16 protein-coding genes and 1 other annotated feature are annotated in these 20,031 nt (G+C 35.5%); of the genes, 6 read left to right on the plus strand and 10 right to left on the minus strand.

The annotated features are described in order from the left end of the window. Positions 1-48 precede the first annotated feature (48 nt). Entirely contained in the window at positions 49-1,092 is a 1,044-nt protein-coding gene (locus ACZ76X_RS02405; RefSeq protein ID WP_479849393.1) for an ArsR/SmtB family transcription factor, read from the minus strand. 164 nt (positions 1,093-1,256) lie between these two features. Here ACZ76X_RS02405 and ACZ76X_RS02410 point away from each other — a divergent pair, with 164 nt between their 5' ends. Further along, complete coding sequence (locus ACZ76X_RS02410; protein WP_479849394.1) at positions 1,257-2,450, plus strand: NupC/NupG family nucleoside CNT transporter; 1,194 nt, start codon at positions 1,257-1,259, stop codon at positions 2,448-2,450. 49 nt (positions 2,451-2,499) lie between these two features. On the opposite strand, the gene ACZ76X_RS02415 is transcribed toward ACZ76X_RS02410, so the two are convergent. Together ACZ76X_RS02415 and proB are read right to left on the minus strand one after the other, a co-directional pair. Then, positions 2,500-3,747: a glutamate-5-semialdehyde dehydrogenase gene (locus tag ACZ76X_RS02415; RefSeq protein ID WP_479849395.1), complete on the minus strand. Its 1,248-nt coding sequence runs from the start codon at positions 3,745-3,747 to the stop codon at positions 2,500-2,502. Positions 3,748-3,778: 31 nt separating this feature from the next. After that, the gene (gene proB / locus ACZ76X_RS02420; protein ID WP_479849396.1) at positions 3,779-4,882 is read right to left on the minus strand and encodes a glutamate 5-kinase; all 1,104 of its coding nucleotides are present in this window, start codon (positions 4,880-4,882) and stop codon (positions 3,779-3,781) included. A gap of 145 nt (positions 4,883-5,027) precedes the next feature. Then, positions 5,028-5,238 (minus strand) — a binding site (T-box leader). Between the two features lie 339 nt (positions 5,239-5,577). Between proB and proC the strand changes: the two genes are divergently transcribed. Continuing rightward, positions 5,578-6,402, plus strand: a complete 825-nt coding sequence (gene proC, locus ACZ76X_RS02425; RefSeq protein ID WP_479849397.1) for a pyrroline-5-carboxylate reductase — start codon at positions 5,578-5,580, stop codon at positions 6,400-6,402. Between the two features lie 180 nt (positions 6,403-6,582). On the opposite strand, the gene ACZ76X_RS02430 is transcribed toward proC, so the two are convergent. Both ACZ76X_RS02430 and ACZ76X_RS02435 read right to left on the minus strand, forming a co-directional pair. Next, positions 6,583-8,226, minus strand: coding sequence for a M20/M25/M40 family metallo-hydrolase (locus tag ACZ76X_RS02430; RefSeq protein ID WP_479849398.1), 1,644 nt, complete (start codon positions 8,224-8,226; stop codon positions 6,583-6,585). A 75-nt stretch (positions 8,227-8,301) separates the two neighbouring features. Further along, the gene (locus ACZ76X_RS02435; protein ID WP_479849399.1) at positions 8,302-9,051 is read right to left on the minus strand and encodes an IclR family transcriptional regulator; all 750 of its coding nucleotides are present in this window, start codon (positions 9,049-9,051) and stop codon (positions 8,302-8,304) included. 267 nt (positions 9,052-9,318) lie between these two features. Between ACZ76X_RS02435 and ACZ76X_RS02440 the strand changes: the two genes are divergently transcribed. Both ACZ76X_RS02440 and ACZ76X_RS02445 read left to right on the plus strand, forming a co-directional pair. Beyond that, positions 9,319-10,743, plus strand: coding sequence for an amino acid permease (locus tag ACZ76X_RS02440; RefSeq protein WP_479849400.1), 1,425 nt, complete (start codon positions 9,319-9,321; stop codon positions 10,741-10,743). 310 nt (positions 10,744-11,053) lie between these two features. After that, complete coding sequence (locus tag ACZ76X_RS02445; RefSeq protein ID WP_479849401.1) at positions 11,054-11,401, plus strand: VOC family protein; 348 nt, start codon at positions 11,054-11,056, stop codon at positions 11,399-11,401. A 194-nt stretch (positions 11,402-11,595) separates the two neighbouring features. Here the strand turns inward: ACZ76X_RS02445 and ACZ76X_RS02450 are convergent, their stop codons facing one another. The 4 genes from ACZ76X_RS02450 to ACZ76X_RS02465 all read right to left on the minus strand — a co-directional run bounded on the left by ACZ76X_RS02450 (position 11,596) and on the right by ACZ76X_RS02465 (position 18,677). Beyond that, on the minus strand, positions 11,596-12,783 hold the full coding sequence (locus ACZ76X_RS02450; protein ID WP_479849402.1) for an RtcB family protein: 1,188 nt from the start codon (positions 12,781-12,783) through the stop codon (positions 11,596-11,598). Between the two features lie 275 nt (positions 12,784-13,058). After that, a complete protein-coding gene (gene desA, locus ACZ76X_RS02455) occupies positions 13,059-14,090 on the minus strand; it encodes a Delta(5) desaturase DesA (protein ID WP_142337433.1) in 1,032 nt (343 codons plus the stop codon). Positions 14,091-14,381: 291 nt separating this feature from the next. Further along, positions 14,382-16,760, minus strand: a complete 2,379-nt coding sequence (locus ACZ76X_RS02460) for an immune inhibitor A domain-containing protein (protein ID WP_479849403.1) — start codon at positions 16,758-16,760, stop codon at positions 14,382-14,384. A 255-nt stretch (positions 16,761-17,015) separates the two neighbouring features. Continuing rightward, positions 17,016-18,677 carry an alkaline phosphatase gene (locus ACZ76X_RS02465; RefSeq protein ID WP_479849404.1) on the minus strand — a complete coding sequence of 554 codons (1,662 nt, stop codon included), beginning with the start codon at positions 18,675-18,677 and terminating at the stop codon, positions 17,016-17,018. A gap of 285 nt (positions 18,678-18,962) precedes the next feature. Between ACZ76X_RS02465 and ACZ76X_RS02470 the strand changes: the two genes are divergently transcribed. Beyond that, on the plus strand, positions 18,963-19,445 hold the full coding sequence (locus ACZ76X_RS02470) for a DUF2975 domain-containing protein (RefSeq protein ID WP_000809097.1): 483 nt from the start codon (positions 18,963-18,965) through the stop codon (positions 19,443-19,445). Positions 19,446-19,455: 10 nt separating this feature from the next. Continuing rightward, entirely contained in the window at positions 19,456-19,671 is a 216-nt protein-coding gene (locus ACZ76X_RS02475) for a helix-turn-helix domain-containing protein (RefSeq protein ID WP_000974619.1), read from the plus strand. A gap of 40 nt (positions 19,672-19,711) precedes the next feature. On the opposite strand, the gene ACZ76X_RS02480 is transcribed toward ACZ76X_RS02475, so the two are convergent. Then, positions 19,712-20,023 (minus strand): hypothetical protein, encoded by a 312-nt coding sequence (locus ACZ76X_RS02480; RefSeq protein ID WP_479849405.1) that lies wholly within the window; start codon positions 20,021-20,023, stop codon positions 19,712-19,714. Positions 20,024-20,031: the final 8 nt, after the last annotated feature.

The raw sequence follows: 20,031 nt of genomic DNA on the forward strand, positions 1-20,031 counted from the left end.
CCAACTTTTCTTTTATATTCCTCCCTCTATGTACATTCTCGTTGTTAATTATCTATTCAAAAACATATCTAATTCTTTTGCTAACGACTGTAATGCTTTCTTTCTTAATACATATTTCCCGTCACATATATCTACTAACTTCGCTGCACGTAACAATTTCAAATGGTGGTGTACTGTCGATTTACCGAGTTGCAGTCTTTCTGTAATTTCCTGCAACGTTCGTTCTTGTTCGAACAACATTTTTACAATGCGTAACCTCGCTTCATCCCCAAGTGCCTTATGTTTTTGAACTAAAAAATAATTCGGTTCATATAAATCTTCAGGATGAATACTTTCGTTTGCCACTGGGTAATGAAATACTTTCGTATCTTCAATATCCGCCTCAATATTCCACGGTCTGTACGTTATTTGCGGGATAAGAAGTACATTATGAACACTTGGTTCTGGCATATAGTTCACACCGCCAGTCGCCCACTCGACGAACTCTTCCGGTTTCATCTTTTTATTCATCTCATTTTTCGCTTCATAGTCTCTTTGTAATATAGAAAGTATTTTCTCTTCCTCTTTCTGAATAACACTCTCATACCAACCTGTCATAACGGCTACTAAATGATCCTTTAGTTTTTGCACATCGATATTACATATAAAACGAATATACGCGGAGAAAAACTGATGATCCTGTGTCAGCTCCTCTAGTTCATATATTGCAGTTACGTCACCACTTGCTGCTAAATGTCTTTTCTTTTCATATTTCTCTCCTAAAAATGGTAAGCATTTATATTTCAAATCTACTTCTGAAAGTGTTTCGATTTTAGCATGAAACTGTGGTAAGTCCTGAAAATCCTCTTTATACAACAACTGAAGTAACGCTTTCCACGTATTATGTTCTTCTACAAACTGTAAGTGCTCTCTCATTTCTTCTGTTAATGATTCTTTCATTTCTTCCCATTCATTTCGACTCTTTTCAAGAGTATCGATTAACCTTTTATGAGTAATTGCCGCAATGCCAAGTGCGCATTCGAAAAGTATCGAATATTTCACTTGAACATGATAAGTTTCCCTCTTTCTACTCGTTATGTGATAGACCTCCATTTTTATCCCCTCCTTGTTTGCTATATATTGAATTCTATCTTTATCGAATTTATCCTTCTATATTTTTAGAATTTATAAAATATGAGTTGAAATACATTCATTCTAAATTAAGAAGAATAGGAGCTTTTTTATATACAAATAATAACTTTCAAGGAGTTGTTGACATGTATTTTATATTAAATATGTTAGGAATTTTCGTTGTCATATTAATCGTTTTCCTCTGTTCGCCTAATAAAAAACAAATAAAATGGAGACCAATCGTTATTCTAATCATATTAGAACTCTTTATTACGTGGTTTATGTTAGGCACGAAACTCGGTAGTATTATCATTAATAAAATTGCGTCATTTTTCAGTTGGCTACTTTCATGTGCGAATGAAGGGATTCGGTTTGCGTTTCCTTCTGCTATGGAAAATCAAACAATTGATTTCTTCTTTAGCGCATTACTTCCAATCATTTTCGTTATTACCTTCTTTGATATTCTTTCTTACTTTGGAATCTTAACTTGGATTATTGACAAAGTAGGTGCAGTGATTTCAAAGATTTCTCGTTTACCAAAGTTAGAAAGTTTCTTTTCCATTCAAATGATGTTTTTAGGGAACACCGAAGCGCTGGCGGTTGTTCGTGATCAATTATCTGTTTTAAAAGAAAATCGTTTATTAACTTTTGGAATTATGAGTATGAGTAGCGTTAGCGGATCCATTCTTGGCGCTTATTTATCAATGGTTCCAGCTACATATATTTTTAGCGCAATCCCCTTAAACTGTATTAACGCCTTAATTTTAGCCAATGTATTAAATCCTGTGGAAGTTACGAAAGAAGAAGATGTCGTATATACACCTTCAAAACATGAGAAAAAGGATTTCTTTTCTACTATTTCAAACAGTATGTTAGTCGGTATGAATATGGTTATTGTTATTTTAGCTATGGTAATTGGTTATGTAGCATTAACTGCATGTTTAAACGGGATTTTAAGCTTTTTCGTAACAGGTTTAACAATTCAAAAAATCTTCTCCATAATCTTTAGCCCCTTTGCTTTTTTACTCGGTTTATCGGGCAGGGATGCGATGTATGTAGCTGAATTAATGGGGATTAAAATAACAACGAATGAATTTGTTGCAATGATGGATTTAAAATCGAATTTAAAGTCGTTACAACCACATACGATTGCGGTTGCAACAACATTTCTAGCGTCATTTGCTAACTTTAGTACAGTAGGTATGATTTACGGAACGTACAATTCATTATTTGGCGGAGAAAAATCAGCTATAATCGGTAAAAATGTGTGGAAGCTTCTCGTTAGTGGAATGGCAGTTTCCTTATTAAGCGCTATGCTTGTTGGGCTATTTGTATGGTAAATAATCTTTAAAATAAAAGACACCCAATCGAATTGAGTGTCTTTTATTTTTATTTTCGAATCTGTCCATTTCCACGAATCACATATTTTGTAGAAGTTAATGCAGGTAGTCCCATTGGCCCCCTTACGTGTAGCTTTTGTGTACTGATGCCGATTTCTGCGCCGAATCCGAATTCAGATCCATCAGTAAAACGAGTGGAGGCATTGTGGTACAGTGCAGCCGCATCTACAGCTGTGAAGAATTTGCTGACGTTTTCCTCGTTTTCTGAAATAATCGCTTCGGAATGCATAGAACCATACTTATTTATGTGATGAATCGCTTCTTCTATAGAAGAAACTACTTTCACTACCAACGTGAGTGATAAAAATTCTGTACCCCAGTCTTCTTCTGAAGCAAGTACAATGGAAGAATCTATTGCCAATGCTCTCTGATCACCGCGTAGCTCCACGCCTTTTTCCTTCAAAGTTGAAAACAGCTCGCTACCAAATTGCTGCGCCCACTTCTCATGAAGTACAATCGTTTCAATTGCATTACATACAGATGGACGCTGCGTTTTTGCATTTATAATAATATCAATTGCCATTTGCTTATCCGCTGTTTCATCAATGAAAATATGACAATTTCCTGCACCTGTTTCAAGTACTGGAACAGACGCTTCTCTCACTACAGTATCAATTAATTGTTTTCCACCTCTTGGAATAAGAACGTCTAAGTACTCATTCATTGTAAACAATTGCTTTGCACTATCTCGCGTTGTATCTTCTATAAGCTGTACACTTTCTTCTGGCAAGCTTGTTTGTTTAAGCGCTCGGTGAATAACGTCAACAATAGCTTTGTTAGAATGGATAGCAGAAGAACTACCACGTAATATAACTGCGTTTCCTGTTTTCAAACAAATTGTAGCAGCATCTACCGTTACATTCGGCCTTGCCTCATAAATCATCCCAACAACACCAAGTGGTACACGCATCTCCTGAATAGATAGTCCATTTGGCCGTTCCCATTCACTTACACATTCTTGGGCAGGATCACGTAATTCGATTAACTGCTTAATCCCCTCTGTCATATCAACAATGCGTTGTTCAGTTAGCATAAGTCGATCAAGGAGTGAATCAGAAAATCCTTTTGCCTTACCTTCTTCGATATCACGTTTGTTTTCCTCTAAAATATAAGCTGTTTCTACTATTAGCCTTTCAGCAATTACAGCAAGTGCTTCGTTTTTTTGACCTGTAGATTTAAGCACAAGATCCATAGCAACTTCTTTCGCTCTTTTCCCCTTTGCCAACACTTCATTCATTTTTATTTCCTCCTTTTTAACATCACTATTCTTAAAGTGAAACCCAATAATCTCTATGAATGACTTCATAATTATGTCTTTCGCCTCTTGCTTGAATCTGTTGGCTTTGCATACCTTTTATTTCTTTTAATTCCTCTGCGCTATATGTGCATTGTCCTTTTCCGATTACGCGCCCTTGTTGCGTCATTACTTCTACGACATCGCCAACTTTGAAAAATCCTGACACATTTGTAACGCCAGCAGGAAGAAGACTCTTACCATGCTGAATAATAGCTGTAGCTGCTCCGGCGTCTACTACAATTTTTCCGCTAACAAGCGAATGCAACGCGATCCATTGCTTGTTCATCTTCATTTCTTTTTGAGGGGCATTTCCGACATACGTACCATCACCTTTGCCCTTCAAAACATCTACAAACTTCTCTTGTCCACATCCTGTTCCAATAAATACACTCACGCCAAGAGAAAGTGCTGTCTTCGCAGCATCAATTTTTGATTTCATACCGCCAGTCCCAAGTTTTGAACCAGCATCTCCTGCAAGAGAAGCGATTTCTTCCGTAACTTCAGGAAGGAAATAATATTTTTTCGCATCCGCATTTTTCTGAGGATTTTTGTCATATAGACCGTTCACATCTGTAAAAATCATAAGCATATCCGCTGAAACAAGTCCGCTTACTAAAGCTGACAGCATATCATTATCACCGAACGTTAGCTCCTCTAAAGAGATGGAATCATTTTCATTAATGATTGGAAGAGCAGAACGGTTTAATAACTCTCCTAAAGTAGCGTAAGCGTTACTATATTGTTCTTTTCTAGAAAAGTCACTTCTCGTCAGCAATAATTGCGCAGTTACAATACCATATTTACGGAATTCCTCCGTGTACGCCTGCATTAACAAGCTTTGTCCGACAGCCGCAGCAGCCTGTTTTCCTTTAATTGTCACAGGTCTACTAGGATACCCTAGTGCTGAAAAACCTGCAGCGACGGCCCCAGATGTAATTAACAACACTTCATGCCCTTCCTCTTTCAATCGAGCCAATGCGGCAACGTGATCTGACAGTTGTTCTTTAGAAATGCCTCCGTGACTATCTGCCAAAGAGCTGCTCCCAATCTTTACAACAATTCGTTGTTTTTTCACTTTTGTATCCCCCAAATCTAAAATCAAAGTTTTTTATACATTACACTTTTATTCATTCGGCTTGCAGCGACTACTATTCTCACCAACGCTTCACCTAGCCTATTAAAGAGCAAAATAAAAATGACCGCTTCGCCCTTAATAAAATAAAAAGGACGAAACGGTCATTGTTCCGCGGTACCACCTTAATTGATATACATAGATATCCACTTGGTGCCTATAACGCAGGCGAACGCCTAAACTTTCATTTAAGACTCAGGGATAGGTTCGATATATTCTATACGAGGAATCTTTCAGCCGGTGAATTCCACTCTCTTTCGCAAGAAGACATATGTACTATTTCCCTTCAACGATTTTCGGTTTAATTTTTTATATTATGCGATATAGTTTGATTTGGTGTCAAGAGGTATTTTTAAAAATAAATAGAGTGGCATGGCACTTGTATGAAAATATTACCCTACTGAATGAAAATTCAAATCGATATAACCTTAACGCATATACATAAATATAAAACCTTATATGATAGTGTATATATTTACAAAATGTCGAATATAATTCATTTTTATCTTTTACTGTTGCAAAAAGGGATATATTCTCTTAGAATGTTTCTTTATATTGCATGGAGATGTTATTATTATTTTAAAATAATAATTTCGAGATAATATAATTTATTATAAAAGGAGTAAGATTGAGTTATTATGGATAAACAAATTGGATTCATCGGATGCGGAAATATGGGAATGGCTATCATTGGCGGAATGCTAAACGAAAAGGTAGTGTCTGCAAATCATATTATTTGTTCAGATTTAAACACTACGAATTTAAAACAGGCAAATGAAAAATATGGAATAACTACAACTACCGACAACAATGAGGTAGCTAAAAATGCTGATATTTTAATTTTATCAATTAAACCAGACCTATACGCAGCGATTATTAACGAAATAAAAGAGGTCATCAAAAACGATGTTATCGTCATAACAATCGCTGCCGGCAAAAGCATTAAAAGTACTGAAGAAACTTTTGATAAAAAATTAAAAGTTGTACGAGTAATGCCTAATACTCCTGCTCTTGTTGGAGAAGGAATGTCTGCATTATGCCCTAATGAAATGGTGACAGAAAAAGATTTAGAAGATGTGCTTAACATTTTCAATAGCTTTGGTCAAGCAGAGGTAGTAAGTGAAAAATTAATGGACGTTGTAACATCTGTAAGCGGTTCTTCACCAGCGTACGTATATATGATTATAGAGGCGATGGCAGATGCTGCTGTACTAGATGGCATGCCAAGAAATCAAGCATATAAATTCGCTGCTCAAGCTGTGTTAGGCTCTGCCAAAATGGTACTAGAAACAGGAATACATCCAGGTGAATTGAAAGATATGGTTTGTTCTCCTGGTGGAACAACGATAGAGGCTGTAACAACATTAGAGGAAAAAGGCTTACGCACAGCCATCATTTCAGCTATGCAGCGCTGTACACAAAAGTCTATTGAACTGTCTGGTCAAACGAAAAAAGAAAACTAAAAAAAATCACGTTAGCTATGAATTTAATTGAAAAATAGTGGATTACATACTCTCTCGCTTTCACAAAATAATAAACGGACAAACTCATAAACACTTGAGTTTGTCCGTTCTTTTGGTTATACTGAGATAATTTTATTTATATCTTCTTTTGGAATTCTAGTTTTAACTCTTCTTTATTCCCTACTGCGCTTGTGTAATTTTATTAGAAACTAATAATTTTTCAATGCATTTCGGCAACATATCTAATAACGTTTCAAATGCGTAATTTACATCTAAACGTTCTGTCCATTGATGGGCATCTTTTCCTACCGGTCCCATATTTAATACTGGAACGTCAAACTCTTCTAGTTCCTGAAGCGGGATCGAGTAACCTTTATCCCATAATGGCATATTGTCTACAAGTGAACTCATTGAATCTAGTGGATTCTGTAAGCCCACATAGCTCAAATCTGAAATTCCTCCAAAATAGTTTTGGTTTTCAAATGTAATGTTATGATTGTAATGTGCATACTTTTCCATTTCTGCAACTACTTCTTTAATTAATGGATTGTTGCGTGAACTTACAGCTGGATAATATGGTGGAGCAAAGAAAAGTACAATCATCGGCGCCTTTTCTTTACATAAAATAGCTAGTTTATCTACTAAATCAATTGTTACCGCACGATCATCTTTCTCTTCTCTATTTTTTATTATACTAGATTGAATATCATTTATTTTCTCTTGCCCATGTTGTTCAATTGCATAAGCGATAAGCTCTTCATACGTTAATACATTTACTTTCATATTAGGCGGTATAAACGGATTATATTTAGAAAAGCGATATGCTTGCTTTTCATATTTCTCTTCTATTTTCTCTGCTACTTTCGTTACCTTTTGACGTAACAATGAAACGACATCTGTCATTGATTTTTCTAGTAAAAACAAATTAAATAATGTAACGGCACGATGCGGAATTTGGACAGAATAATCCTCCTTTAAGTCCCGTTGAAGTAAGTTAGTTGGCGGAGGACTCGCTTCCCCTTCTACAATATCACAAAGGTCTGTATTCAACTCTAATTCTGCTGTGATTAATGACGCCATATAACTCCCATTTAAGCCTGCAAAAGGTTCACCTACATGTGTTTCTTTACCATAGCAAAGAAAACCAGGTAACACTTTACCAATAGAACCAGTGTAAATATACTTATTTTTGTCACCAGGATGTCTTGCAAACATAGGCTCTGCATTTAGGACTGTTTTATAATTTAAATCATGTTCTCTTGCTAACTCAAGTAATCTTGGAACAGCAGCCCTCATTCCCACCGAATTTACTTCTTCATCTGGAACGGCTAATAAAAGAACATTCCCATCAAATCTTCCTTCACAGGCCTGCTCAATCATTGCCATTTGTAACGTGAGGCCGCATTTCATGTCCATTGTTCCTCTACCAAATAGCCAATCTCCTTGTTCTATATCTTCACGTACATGGCCTGGTAGTTTATCTTTATGAGAATAAAACATAGACGTTAACTTTTTAGGGTTGAATGCATCTTCTTTCCATACTCCGTAATCTTGTACATCTACAACATCAAAGTGACTAACTAAAATTACGGTATTTTTTGTACAATCGCTTTTCTTTACGAGCGCTGTAACAAAATATCGTCCGTCCCCCGTCGGATTTTTTTGCAAATGATGCGGGTTGTCTTTGAAGTACTGTAAATTAGATAATTGTTCCACAACAAAGTCTGGCAATATTACTTCAGCTTCTGTACCTGTAATACTAGGAATTTCAACAAGACTGCTTAATAATTGAATTAATTGTTCTTTTGATTGCCACTTTGACATATAAATCCTCCTATTTTTCCGCATTATGAAAATGAGTTCCAGTATATGAATAAAAAATGACGACAGTTATCAAAATTATAGTTCTGATGTACTGCCGATTTTTATTGATATTTCATGAGCTGCTTGTTTTACCTTACTAATAAGAAAAGATAGTCGATCTTCATTAATGCGATGACTAATTAACCCAACACTTAATGCTCCTACTACTTTATGATTAAATCCGATAATTGGTGCAGCTACTGAGGCTGTACCTTCTGTTTTTTCACCATAACTGACAGCATATCCTTCATTTCTTATATGCTTTATTTGCTCTAAGAGATTGTGCTTTTGTTCTGGTAAAGAAGAAAGTAAATGTTCTACAATATGTTCCATTTCATTCGTTTTCATATTGGCTAGCATTGTTTTATTTGCAGCACCAATTGAAAGTGGAATTTGCTCCCCTAAGTTATCGATTACTCGAATTTTCAAAGGGCTATCAATTCTTTCAATGATAATAGAATGTGTTCCATTTGGAATGTTCAAATACACACTCTCTTCCACTTCAGAGGCTAATCGCTTCATCACTTCTCTTGCCACAGATCTGTAGTCTACTTTCTCCAATTGACGTAATCCTATTTCCATCCACATGGGCCCAATTTTGTATTGTTTCGTTTCTGAAATTTGCGTAACTAACCCATGCTCGATTAGAGAATTAAGTAATCTATGTACTGTACTAACTGGGAGATGTGTTCTGTCCGCTATATCAGAAATAGCCCAATACTCTTTTTCATTAGTAGAATTTAATAACTTTATAATACTTATCGCTCGATCAATGGACTGTACCATAACTCACCTCAACTTGACTTTTAATATGTTAGTACGCTCAATTACCTATCAATTTAACAAATATTCAAAATGAAATCAATCAGTTTATTTAATTTTCTAAAAATAAAAAACATACCGCGATAATATTTTGAAAGCGCAAACAAAAAAATATTGACTTTTCTTTTTAATTATCTGAAAATTATAACAAGATTTCACATCACGGAATACATTCCACAATACGGAAAAACATCAAACTTTATTCTATCAACTACGAAAGTGAGGAAAACAATGACGCAAGTAAACAATACAAACAATGAATTAAAACGTACGATGAAAAGTAGACACTTATTCATGATTGCACTCGGTGGTGTGATTGGAACGGGGTTATTTAACGGATCTGGCTTTATTATAAGTCAAGCTGGGCCTGGTGGATCCGTACTTGCCTTTATTGCTGGTGGGTTATTAATGTATTTCGTTATGCTATGTCTTGGTGAGCTTGCTGTAGCCATGCCTGTTTCCGGTTCGTTCCAGGAATATGCCACTAAGTTCATCAATCCTGCAACTGGATTTACAATCGGATGGTTATATTGGTTAAGCTGGGCGAATACGACTGGTCTTGAATTTACAACTGCCGGCATTACAATGCAGCGCTGGTTTCCTGATATTCCTGTTTGGGTTTGGTGTTTAATATTTGGCGTTACAATCTTCACGATTAACGCATTATCTGCTCGTAGTTATGCAGAAACAGAATTTTGGTTTTCAAGTATAAAAGTATCTGCCATTATAGCTTTTATTATTCTTGGCGGCGCCGCTATGTTCGGTTTTATTGATTTAAAAGGCGATGAACCAGCCCCATTATTATCAAATTTCGTAAATCATGGCGGTTTATTCCCAAATGGACTTGCAGCTATTCTATTAACAATGGTTACAGTCAATTATTCCTTCCAAGGTACAGAACTTGTCGGAATCGCAGCAGGTGAAAGTGAAGATCCAGCAAAAACTTTACCTCGTTCTATTAGAAATATTATATGGCGCACAATGTTTTTCTTCGTCTTAGCAATCTTTGTTCTCGTTGCTTTAATTCCTTGGGAAGAAGCAGGATTAACAAAAAGCCCGTTCGTTGCTGTATTTGATAATATCGGTATTCCATATGCAGCGGATATTATGAACTTTGTTATCCTTACTGCTGTTCTTTCTGTCGCAAACTCTGGACTATACGCCGCAACTCGCATGCTTTGGTCATTATCAAAAAATGAAATGGCTCCAGCCTTTTTGAAGAAATTGTCATCACGCGGAATACCTTTAAACGCTTTAATTATGACGATTGCTATTTCTGCTTTTTCTCTTTTAACAAGCGTTGTAGCTGCTGAAACAGTTTACTTATGGTTAATTTCTATTTCTGGAGTTATTACAATCATTGTTTGGATGTCAATTTGTGTCTCTCAATTCTTTTTCCGTAAACATTATTTAGCAGACGGTGGAAGATTAGAAGACTTAAAATTTAAAACTCCACTTTACCCACTTGTACCAATTCTTGGTTTTGGATTGTATGGCATTATATTAATCAGTCTTATCTTTATCCCTGAACAACGACTTGGCATCTATTGCACTGTGCCATTTATTATCTTTTGTTACACGTACTATCACTTTAAAGTTAAGAAAAGAATTGCTACTAACACTCGTAGTGAAAGTAAAATTAGCGAAACTATGTAATACTATACTTATATATAAAAGACCGCACATGACTTTCACTTCATGTGCGGTCTTTTATCCTTTTCACTTTTTCTTTCGTTCCTTCATTTCCCTTTACTTTTGGAAGACAAGTCAGTATTTCTATACTCTATTTCTTTGATTTCAAGTTATGCAAAGAATGATGTCTGTATCGTTTTAACAGTCAATGCTACAATACTAGTAATTTTTATTCCTTGCTGTTTATAAATTAATGATTTTCCTTACTATTACTGTTTTGATATATTGAGTATATAATGCAAAAAAACTTTAAAATAGACGGGAGTTTTCAACGATGATAAAAGGTTTTGGGGGAATATTTTGGAGAACTAAAAATATTGATGTTCTAAAGAAATGGTACAGTGAAGTGTTGAAAATTGAAATAGATCATTGGAATGGGACTGTGATTAAACCGCAATTAGGAAATGAAACTATTTTTTCTTTCTTTACCGAAGATGATCATTATTTTCCAACAGAACAGCAAGTAATGTTAAATTTCCAAGTACATAATATGAATGAGACTATTCAGCATCTTAAACATATTGGCGTACCGCTTGAAAAGAAAGAAGAAATTAGTGAATTCGGAAAGTTCATTTGGATTAAAGATCCTGATGGTCGCCTAATTGAGCTTTGGGAAAAATAGACGGTTATAATCATTTGCTATTTAACTAATGATTGCTTTCGTTTCACAAAATAAAAAGTCGATTTCTTAACTCCACAGGAAATCGACTTTTTTTCGTATCCCATCGCCATAAAATGAAACTACTTCCCTTGATTAGATTGTTTGCGAACATACGATGCGAAAAATAGTTTTTACTAGCTGCTTATTTAACCCTTTTAATTCGCTTTAAAATTATATAATGGCTTAATAATGTGCTTTATATCTAATGTTTCTTTCGTATTTTCGATAATTTCATCCATTGGCTTATATACCATTGGTGCCTCATCAATTGTGCTTTCTACTACTGATGTAGTCCAAACCTCTGTCATCGTATTTTGAAATTCCTCTAGACTCAATGATTCTTTAGCCTTCTTACGACTCATGATACGTCCTGCCCCATGCGGACCAGAAAAATTCCAGTCTGGATTACCTTTACCAAATGCAATAATTGAACCATCTCTCATGTTAATTGGAATAATGACTCGTTCATCTTTCTGAGCTGAAATAGCCCCTTTTCGTAGAATCATATTTCCCATGTCAATATAGTTATGTATTGTAGTAAATTGATCCGTAATTTTCCAGTCCATTCTCGTAACAATTTCATCAATCATTGCTTTACGATTTAACGCAGCGTACTTTTGGGCAATATTCATGTCATTCATATAATCTTTGAATCCTTGTCCTTCTAAATAAGCTAGTTCTTTACGAATATTAGGCTGCTGAATTCCTCGTAAAGTTTCTTGTATTTCTTTTGCTCTCCCCTCTTCAGTTAATCTCTTAATAATTTCAGCTTTCGTTGATGTAACATCAGTGAGTTGTTCATATGCAAAGTTTTGGTAATACTCTGCAATTTGTTTACCTAGATTACGAGAACCACTATGAATAACAATATATACATTTCCTTTTTCATCTTCATTTAATTCGACAAAATGATTTCCTCCCCCAAGAGTACCTATACTTTTTTGAGCGCGTTGTAATGTAAATGGAGCTCTCACACCATCAAAATCAATCATTTTTGAAAATCGATGTTCTTTATCTCGTATACGAAAACCACTTGGAACGAATTTACGAATTGTTTCGTCTAAACAATCGAAATTAATTTCTTCTTTTTTCTTATCAATTACAACAACTTCCATCCCACACCCAATGTCTACTCCTACAAGATTAGGAACAATTTTATCTTGTATTGTCATTGTTGTTCCAATCGTACAACCTGCTCCTGCATGTGTATCTGGCATAATACGAATTTGACTATCCTTTACGAATTCTTGGTTACAAAGATCAATAATCTGCCCAGTCGCAGTCTCATCAACGTTATTTGTAAAAACTTTCGCTTCATTGTATTTTCCTTGTAATTTCAACATCTTTCATTTCCCCTTCCTTTTGAAAGAATTATTTTATTACGTTGTTTCTGTTCTTATCATTATTCTCATCCACCTTCTGCTTTCCATTATATATGCACGATATCCTTCACAGTAATAAAAAATTATGATGATTATTCTTATTTACATAATATAATTACCGTCTCTTTATGTTTATACCTACACATGTAGTTTTCCACGTCCTCGATATCCGTTATGTATAACAAAAACTCCCCTTACATCGTTAATGATTAAGGGGAGTTTTATAGCCGATGAAATTATAGTTCCGATTTCACCCGGACAGAAACATTGTTTTTAATTATATTTTTGACTTCTTTAAAGCTAACAAAATTGTTACTTTTCTCATCCCAAAGACGGAAACGAAGTGAACGCAAGCTTGTAGCAAGTGTAATCGTTGGTACATTTTTTAATGGAAGCGTATTATTGTGTGCCTCTTCTAGTTTATAGTTAGGTACTCTTGGACTTAAATGGTGAACATGATGAAATCCAATATTACCAGTTAAGAATTGCAAGATTTTTGGAAGTTTATAAAATGAACTTCCTTCCACAGCCGCTTTCACATATTCCCAATCTTTATCTTCTTCAAAATAAGAATCCTCGAATGTGTGCTGTACGTAAAACAGCCAAATCCCTACTGAACCTGCAATTAAGAATATCGTACCATGTACTAATAGGAACGATTGCCATCCTATTGCCCAGCAAAGTATAGCTACTACAGCAACGATAATAATATTCGTCAAATAAGTATTCATACGTTCTTTCTGTCTAGCACCTTTTCGGTTAAATCTATTTTTAAGCAAGAAAACATAAATCGGACCTAATCCAAACATAACGAATGGATTGCGATATAAACGATATGCTAAACGAAGTCTAAATGGCGCAGCTACATATTCATCCACTGTAAGCGTCCAAATATCTCCTGTACCTCGCTTATCCAAATTACCACTTGTAGCGTGATGAATCGCATGCTCATGTCCCCATTGATCAAATGGGAATAATGTTAACACACCCATACATGTCCCTACTATTCTATTGGCACGTCGACTTTTAAAGAATGAATAATGGGTACAATCATGAAAAATTATGAAAATTCGCGTCATAAAACCAGCAGCTAACAGAGATGGAACTAATGCTAACAAATAAGAAACAGACAAACTTTTATAAGCAAGGTACCATAAAAGAATAAATGGCACGACTGTGTTAATAAGTTGCCACACACTTTTTTTAATCGTTGATTTTTCATATGGAGCAACTTGTTTTTTTAAATTTTTAGTATTTTCTAATGTCATTGTTCTAATTCCTTTCCTTTTTGTTGCTAATTCACATTATAGCATACTATTAGTATCAGGTGTTAAAAGTAGATGTAATAAATATTATATACTATAAAAATTTCTTTTTTCTTACTCAATACTTACAAATTACTTACGCCCAAAATAGCGCTATAATTGGACAGATTGAGCATTTTATTTATCGAACGAATTCCCAGTATTTACAATTAAAACAGAGAACTTTTTTACAAGCAGAAAAGAGCTGCCATAAGTTAGTTTCACCAGCTTATGGCAGCTCCTCTTCATTTCATTTTATCGATGGATCCAAACTGCACCTGCAGATTTGTCTTCTGCTTGACCTACTACTTCAAACTTCAATCCTAGTTTCGGCAACTTACGTCCGGCATCCGGAATTACGTTATTGATGTACTGCTTAGAATCATCAAATTTTGCAACGCCTGGTAATCCTTTGTAGTCAAAGATACCGCGAGTCGGTGAATTTACTTTCCATGCTGGCGTTTGATCGAATGAAAATGCCGCATCGGCAATTTGATAACGCGTACTGCTCTTCACAGTTGGTTGTCCGTTTAATGTCCCTACGATTGCCTCTGGATGAGAATCTACTACTCCAAGGAATCCTTCACCTGGATGGACACCTACCCAGTTATCTGTAAGGCTTTGATCCGCATACCACACAACCATTCCTGTATTAAATACTGGACCACGTGCATGTTGTAGCGCTGTGTCAGAACCAGCGTAATTTCGCCATTCGATATAGTAGTTATGTTTTTTCTGTTCAAATCCGTTAGACACTGTAAATCCTTTTAGCGTCATTGCTGGCTGACCTTCTGCATCATCAGAGAAAACAACTTTTCCATCTACAGTTAATGCTGCATTGTCTAGCGCAAATCCTTTATATGCTACTGCAATATCTGTTACATACTCAAATTGCAGTTTTACTTTCTTTCCTTTAAATTGGCTTAAATCGTATGATTTATCAACCCACTTACTATCCGTTGTATCTACGCCGCCTTTTACATCTTTTTCGCCCATTCGATCAATACGTGTCTTCGTTCCATCTTCTGTAATCGCATTTACGTCAAGGAAATCATACTTCGCTTCCAGTTCATAAAAAGCCTTATAATCAAACTTAGCATCCGTTGCTTTCGTCAAGTCAAATACTGGTGTCTCAAGTGTTGTATGCATGTCATTTCCTTTTGTGCTGTAATAAAACTTCTTACCAAATGCTGATTCAATATTTTTTATATCTTTGTCTGGCAAGTTCACACGAACGATTCCTGGTCGATTTGATTTTGTCACACTTTGATCTAAATACGTTGCAGCACCAATTCCCGTACGAAGTTTCTCATAATCTACTTCAAGGATATTCGCCCAGTTCCCCTTCATATTCTTTTGGAAAAACTCTTTATTTTGCGGTGAAAAACTTGTTGGCTCTGTTCCTGCAATTTTTCCAGCCCAGCTACCGCCACTCATAAGAGACCATGATTCAACAGGTTCACCTTGTCCAGAGTACTTTGTGTCATATTCATCTGGTAAACCTAAATCATGGCCATACTCATGCGCAAACACACCAACTGCTCCGTCTTCAGGCTCGATTGTATAATCATATGCAGCCATCTTTCCGCCCCAGTTTGATACATTAGATTTTGTACCATCAATCGCATATGGCTTCGATCCTAATTTTGAACGATGAGACCAAATCGCATCATCTTTTAATTTACCGCCGCCAGCTTCTTGCCCTACGCCAGCATGTACTACCATTAAGTGGTCAATAATTCCATCTGGTTCATTTTTATTTCCATCACCATCTTGATCATATTGATCAAATTGGTCATAATCTGCTAAATTAATACCTTTTGCTACTGCTGCTTTCAATGCTTCTTTCACAAAATCCTTTGGCCCTAAAGGACCTTTATTATCATGACCAGTTCCCGCATCCGCACCATAATCTGATGCTTTTCCTGGAACAGTAAGCCATTCTGTCACAGTTCCATCAACTGTGTAGCTTCCACCAGATTGTTCTTCATAATACTGTTTAAATGTATTAATCTTCGAACCATCAAATAACGTAAATGGCTCATCACCAAATAACATGTTTTGATAATGTTCACGATTAAAGTCCTTAGAATACATGTAACCCGGCTCTTGATCAATATTATTATGCTTAAAATCGCTAAATTCTACGAGTAAAACAAGTACTTTATCTTTTCGGACAGCTCCATTGTACTCAGCTTGCTTCGCTGGTGTAGTAGGTACTTTTCCAGTTAATTTTCTAGCATTCCATCCTACATCTTGTCCAGCAACTGGTCCTACTTCGGGTTGCTGTGCCTTTTCAATCTCCTTCATTTTTGCATCTTTTACTTTTTTCATAAAATCTGAAGCTTCTTGCGTAAGGTTATCTCCTGTCAAGATTTCTTTTCCAGGGTTTTCCCCTTTCTTTTTCTCAACATATTTTTCGACAGCTTTTGACGTTTCAGCTTGTGATGCAGATTGATCAATTATTCCCCGTTGTTTCAGTGCTTCTGCCAAACGCTCCTCAGGTATTAAATGCTCATCAATTGGTAGAGATGGTGACGTATCAGCATACGCTGCATGACTTCCAAAAGCAAACGTACTACTTAGCACTGCCGCTGTTGTTAATACCGTTAAAGGCTTTAATTTCTTTTTCAATGTATTTCCTCCCCAGTGTCTGCAAATTATCGTTTTTTGCCGATAGCAACATAATATTCGTTATAATACGAATATTCAATATTTTTAAAAGAATAAAATGTTGAGAAATATTTTTCGGAGTGTGAAAAATATAAAATAGATACATTTACAGGAAGTCCACTCTAGAAATTGTGACTCCCTTCCCTCTTTTTTTCGAGTGAATTCTCATCCACAAAAAAACCAATTCCTAAGTACTAGCTAAGGAATTGGCGTTTTTTAACGAGTATACTTTATGAATAAACGGATTGCTTCTTCTGATACATAAACCTTTCCATTGCTTTCTACAAAAACACTTCCTAATTCATAATCTTTATTCTGAACACGCATTATATTTTTGTTAACAAATAATTGAGCTGTTACATTATTACGTTTTACTATGAGCACCGGGTTTGCTGCATTAGTATTATCTATAGTGACTGTTGCTCCGTTTTGTTTAAAAGCTGATTCACTCTCTACAAATAACTTGTTTGTTACTTCTTCTAAGTTAAAACCCATTGCTTTCGCCATCGTCTTCGCAATGTCTGTGTTTTGAATCAAACCGTATGGCTTTTGTGGACCGTAAGAATATAAAAACACATCCTCACCTGTATGCCCTCCTGTTGTGAAGCCTATGTTCGCACGGTCCGCCAATAATGTAGTAAGTATTAGACCTACATCCGATTTCTTTTTTGCTACTTTTACTCTTTCTTTTTCATCATAAGTTAAATTGTCCAAACCGTATAATTTAGCTATATCTTCTACATTTGATAAATCCGATTTCAGTTTATTTGTAGCCCCTTCAAGTGTCATTTTCGCTTTTTTCAATGGATCAATGTATGCAGAGACCGGCGTAGTATTATAACCTTTTGTCGTATTCCTATTCCCGATAGAAATACCGCTGTTACCATGGTCAGTTAAAGCGATGAGCAGTGTGTTCCTATCATTTTTTGCAAATTGTAATGCTTTTGCTACCGCTTCATCAAATGCTAATACATCGCTAATCATCCCTATTGGATCATTCGCATGAGCTGCCCAGTCTGGTTTACTTCCTTCCACAAATAAAAAGAATCCATCTTTATCTTTTGATAGTGTTTGAATTGCTTTTTCCGTCATTTGAGAAAGTGTCGGTTGCTCTGGATTTGTTGCTTCACGATCCATATCAAACGCTAAAGCATGATGTGAAAAAGAGCCCCAAATTTTCTTAGATTTAGCGTTCAATAATGCATCTTTCGTTTCAACAAAGTCATATCCTTTTTCTTGAATCACCTTTACTAAATCTTCACCATCTTTTCTTTTTAAAGGTAGCAGTGCCGCTTTCCCACCGCCTAATACGACATCTATATGTTGATATACTTGTTGCTCCGCAATTACATCAAAATGCTTGCGATTTACATGGTGAGCGGAAAATCCAGCCGGAGTAGCATGCTGAATTTCAGCTGTAGCAACAATTCCAGTTGCGCGGCCAGTACGTTTGGCGCCTTCTAAAACATTGGCAACTGGCCGTAACTTGTCCTCTTCTTTTATTGGTTTTAAGCCAGGTGAACTTACAATAGAAGGTAATATACCTACATATCCAGAATTCGATTTATTCCCCGTTGCTAAAGATGTAGCTGCTGGGGCTGAGTCTGTTATAGCTGATTCAGCCGAATATGTACGAACACCTCCTGTGACCATTTCGTCTAATGCAAGTGGTTTCCCTTTATACAAGCGAGCTAATGTAGTTGCTGAAGAACTCGTTCCGTCCATAACCATTATGATTACATTTTTCGGTTGACGTTCTACCTTTTTCACTTTAGCTTCCACTCTGTGATCATTCATCAAACTTCCAGTACATAACATACTTATTGTGATTGTTCCTAATAACAACAATCTCTTCATCTTTAAAGCTAATTCTGACATTATTACGCCTCCATTTGTTTCACACTCATTTACATACAAAGGTCTGATTTCCCTTTACTTTTCACAACCTACACATGTTTTATTAGTTCCCAATTCTTATAAAGCTAACAATCGTAACTTTCTCATTCATTACATGTCGGTATAGTTTATCTATCTTAATAAAGAAGATTTTTCATTATTAACTTGTTTAACAATAAATCCCCAATTGAAATAAATAAAAATTTATTGTTAAACAATAAATTTCATGGTAAATTAATAAGATATTAAATAAATGAGGTGCTTTTTATGAAACAAGGGTCAACACTCTTCTTAAAGACAGCTGTGATTCTAATGGGTATCCCCGTTCTTGCTATGTGCATCTTTTTAGTCCCTAAAATAGGGAATTTCGCTGCAGAACTATATCCTGATATTGCATATATTAAATATCTTGTATTTATCAACTTATACGCAACAGCAATACCTTATTATTTTGCGTTGTATCAAACATTCAAGCTGTTAAACTATATTGATAAGAACAACGCATTCTCAGAGTTATCTGTTAAAGCTTTAAAAAATATTAAGTACAGTGCACTAGCAATTAGTGTATTATATGTATTAGGTATGCCACTTTTCTATCTTGTGGCAGAGAGAGATGACGCCCCTGGCATTATTATTATTGGAATGATTATGATTTTTGCTTCAATGGTAATCGCGGTCTTTGCTGCCGTTCTCCAAAGACTATTAAAAGATGCGATAGATATAAAATCAGAAAATGATTTAACGGTCTGAGGTGAATAATATGGCAATTATTATTAATATTGATGTAATGTTAGCGAAAAGAAAAATGAGCGTAACAGAGCTTTCGGAGAAGGTTGGAATTACAATGGCTAACCTTTCTATTTTGAAAAACGGAAAAGCAAAAGCAGTTCGCTTTTCAACTTTAGAAGCCATTTGTAAAGCATTAGAATGCCAACCTGGGGATATTCTAGAATATCAACCGGAAGATACAGAATGAAAAGAGTCCTTCATACGAGAAGGGCTCTTTTTATTGCATATTACGGCGCAAAACTAATTTGACCAGTAAACAATAGGATAATTGCGATTATCCAAAATACAAAAAATGATAAGGACAGTATGAATGAAAGAATTGCAATTCCCTTCTTCTCGTTTTTTTTCATCATCGTAATGATAGAAAGTATGATTCCTGCAACTGTGAGGGCAACTGTAATATAATCTCCCACTATATTACCTGCATTCGCTATCCTTGTCGGTGTAATAAAAACGAATAGAAAACATAAAACGCCGATGAGTAAAGATATATAACTTATCATACTGTACCTCTTTTTAAGAACTATTTCAGTTTTCATGCTAACCC

It is taken from the genome of Bacillus sp. BC05(2025) (assembly GCF_056725905.1).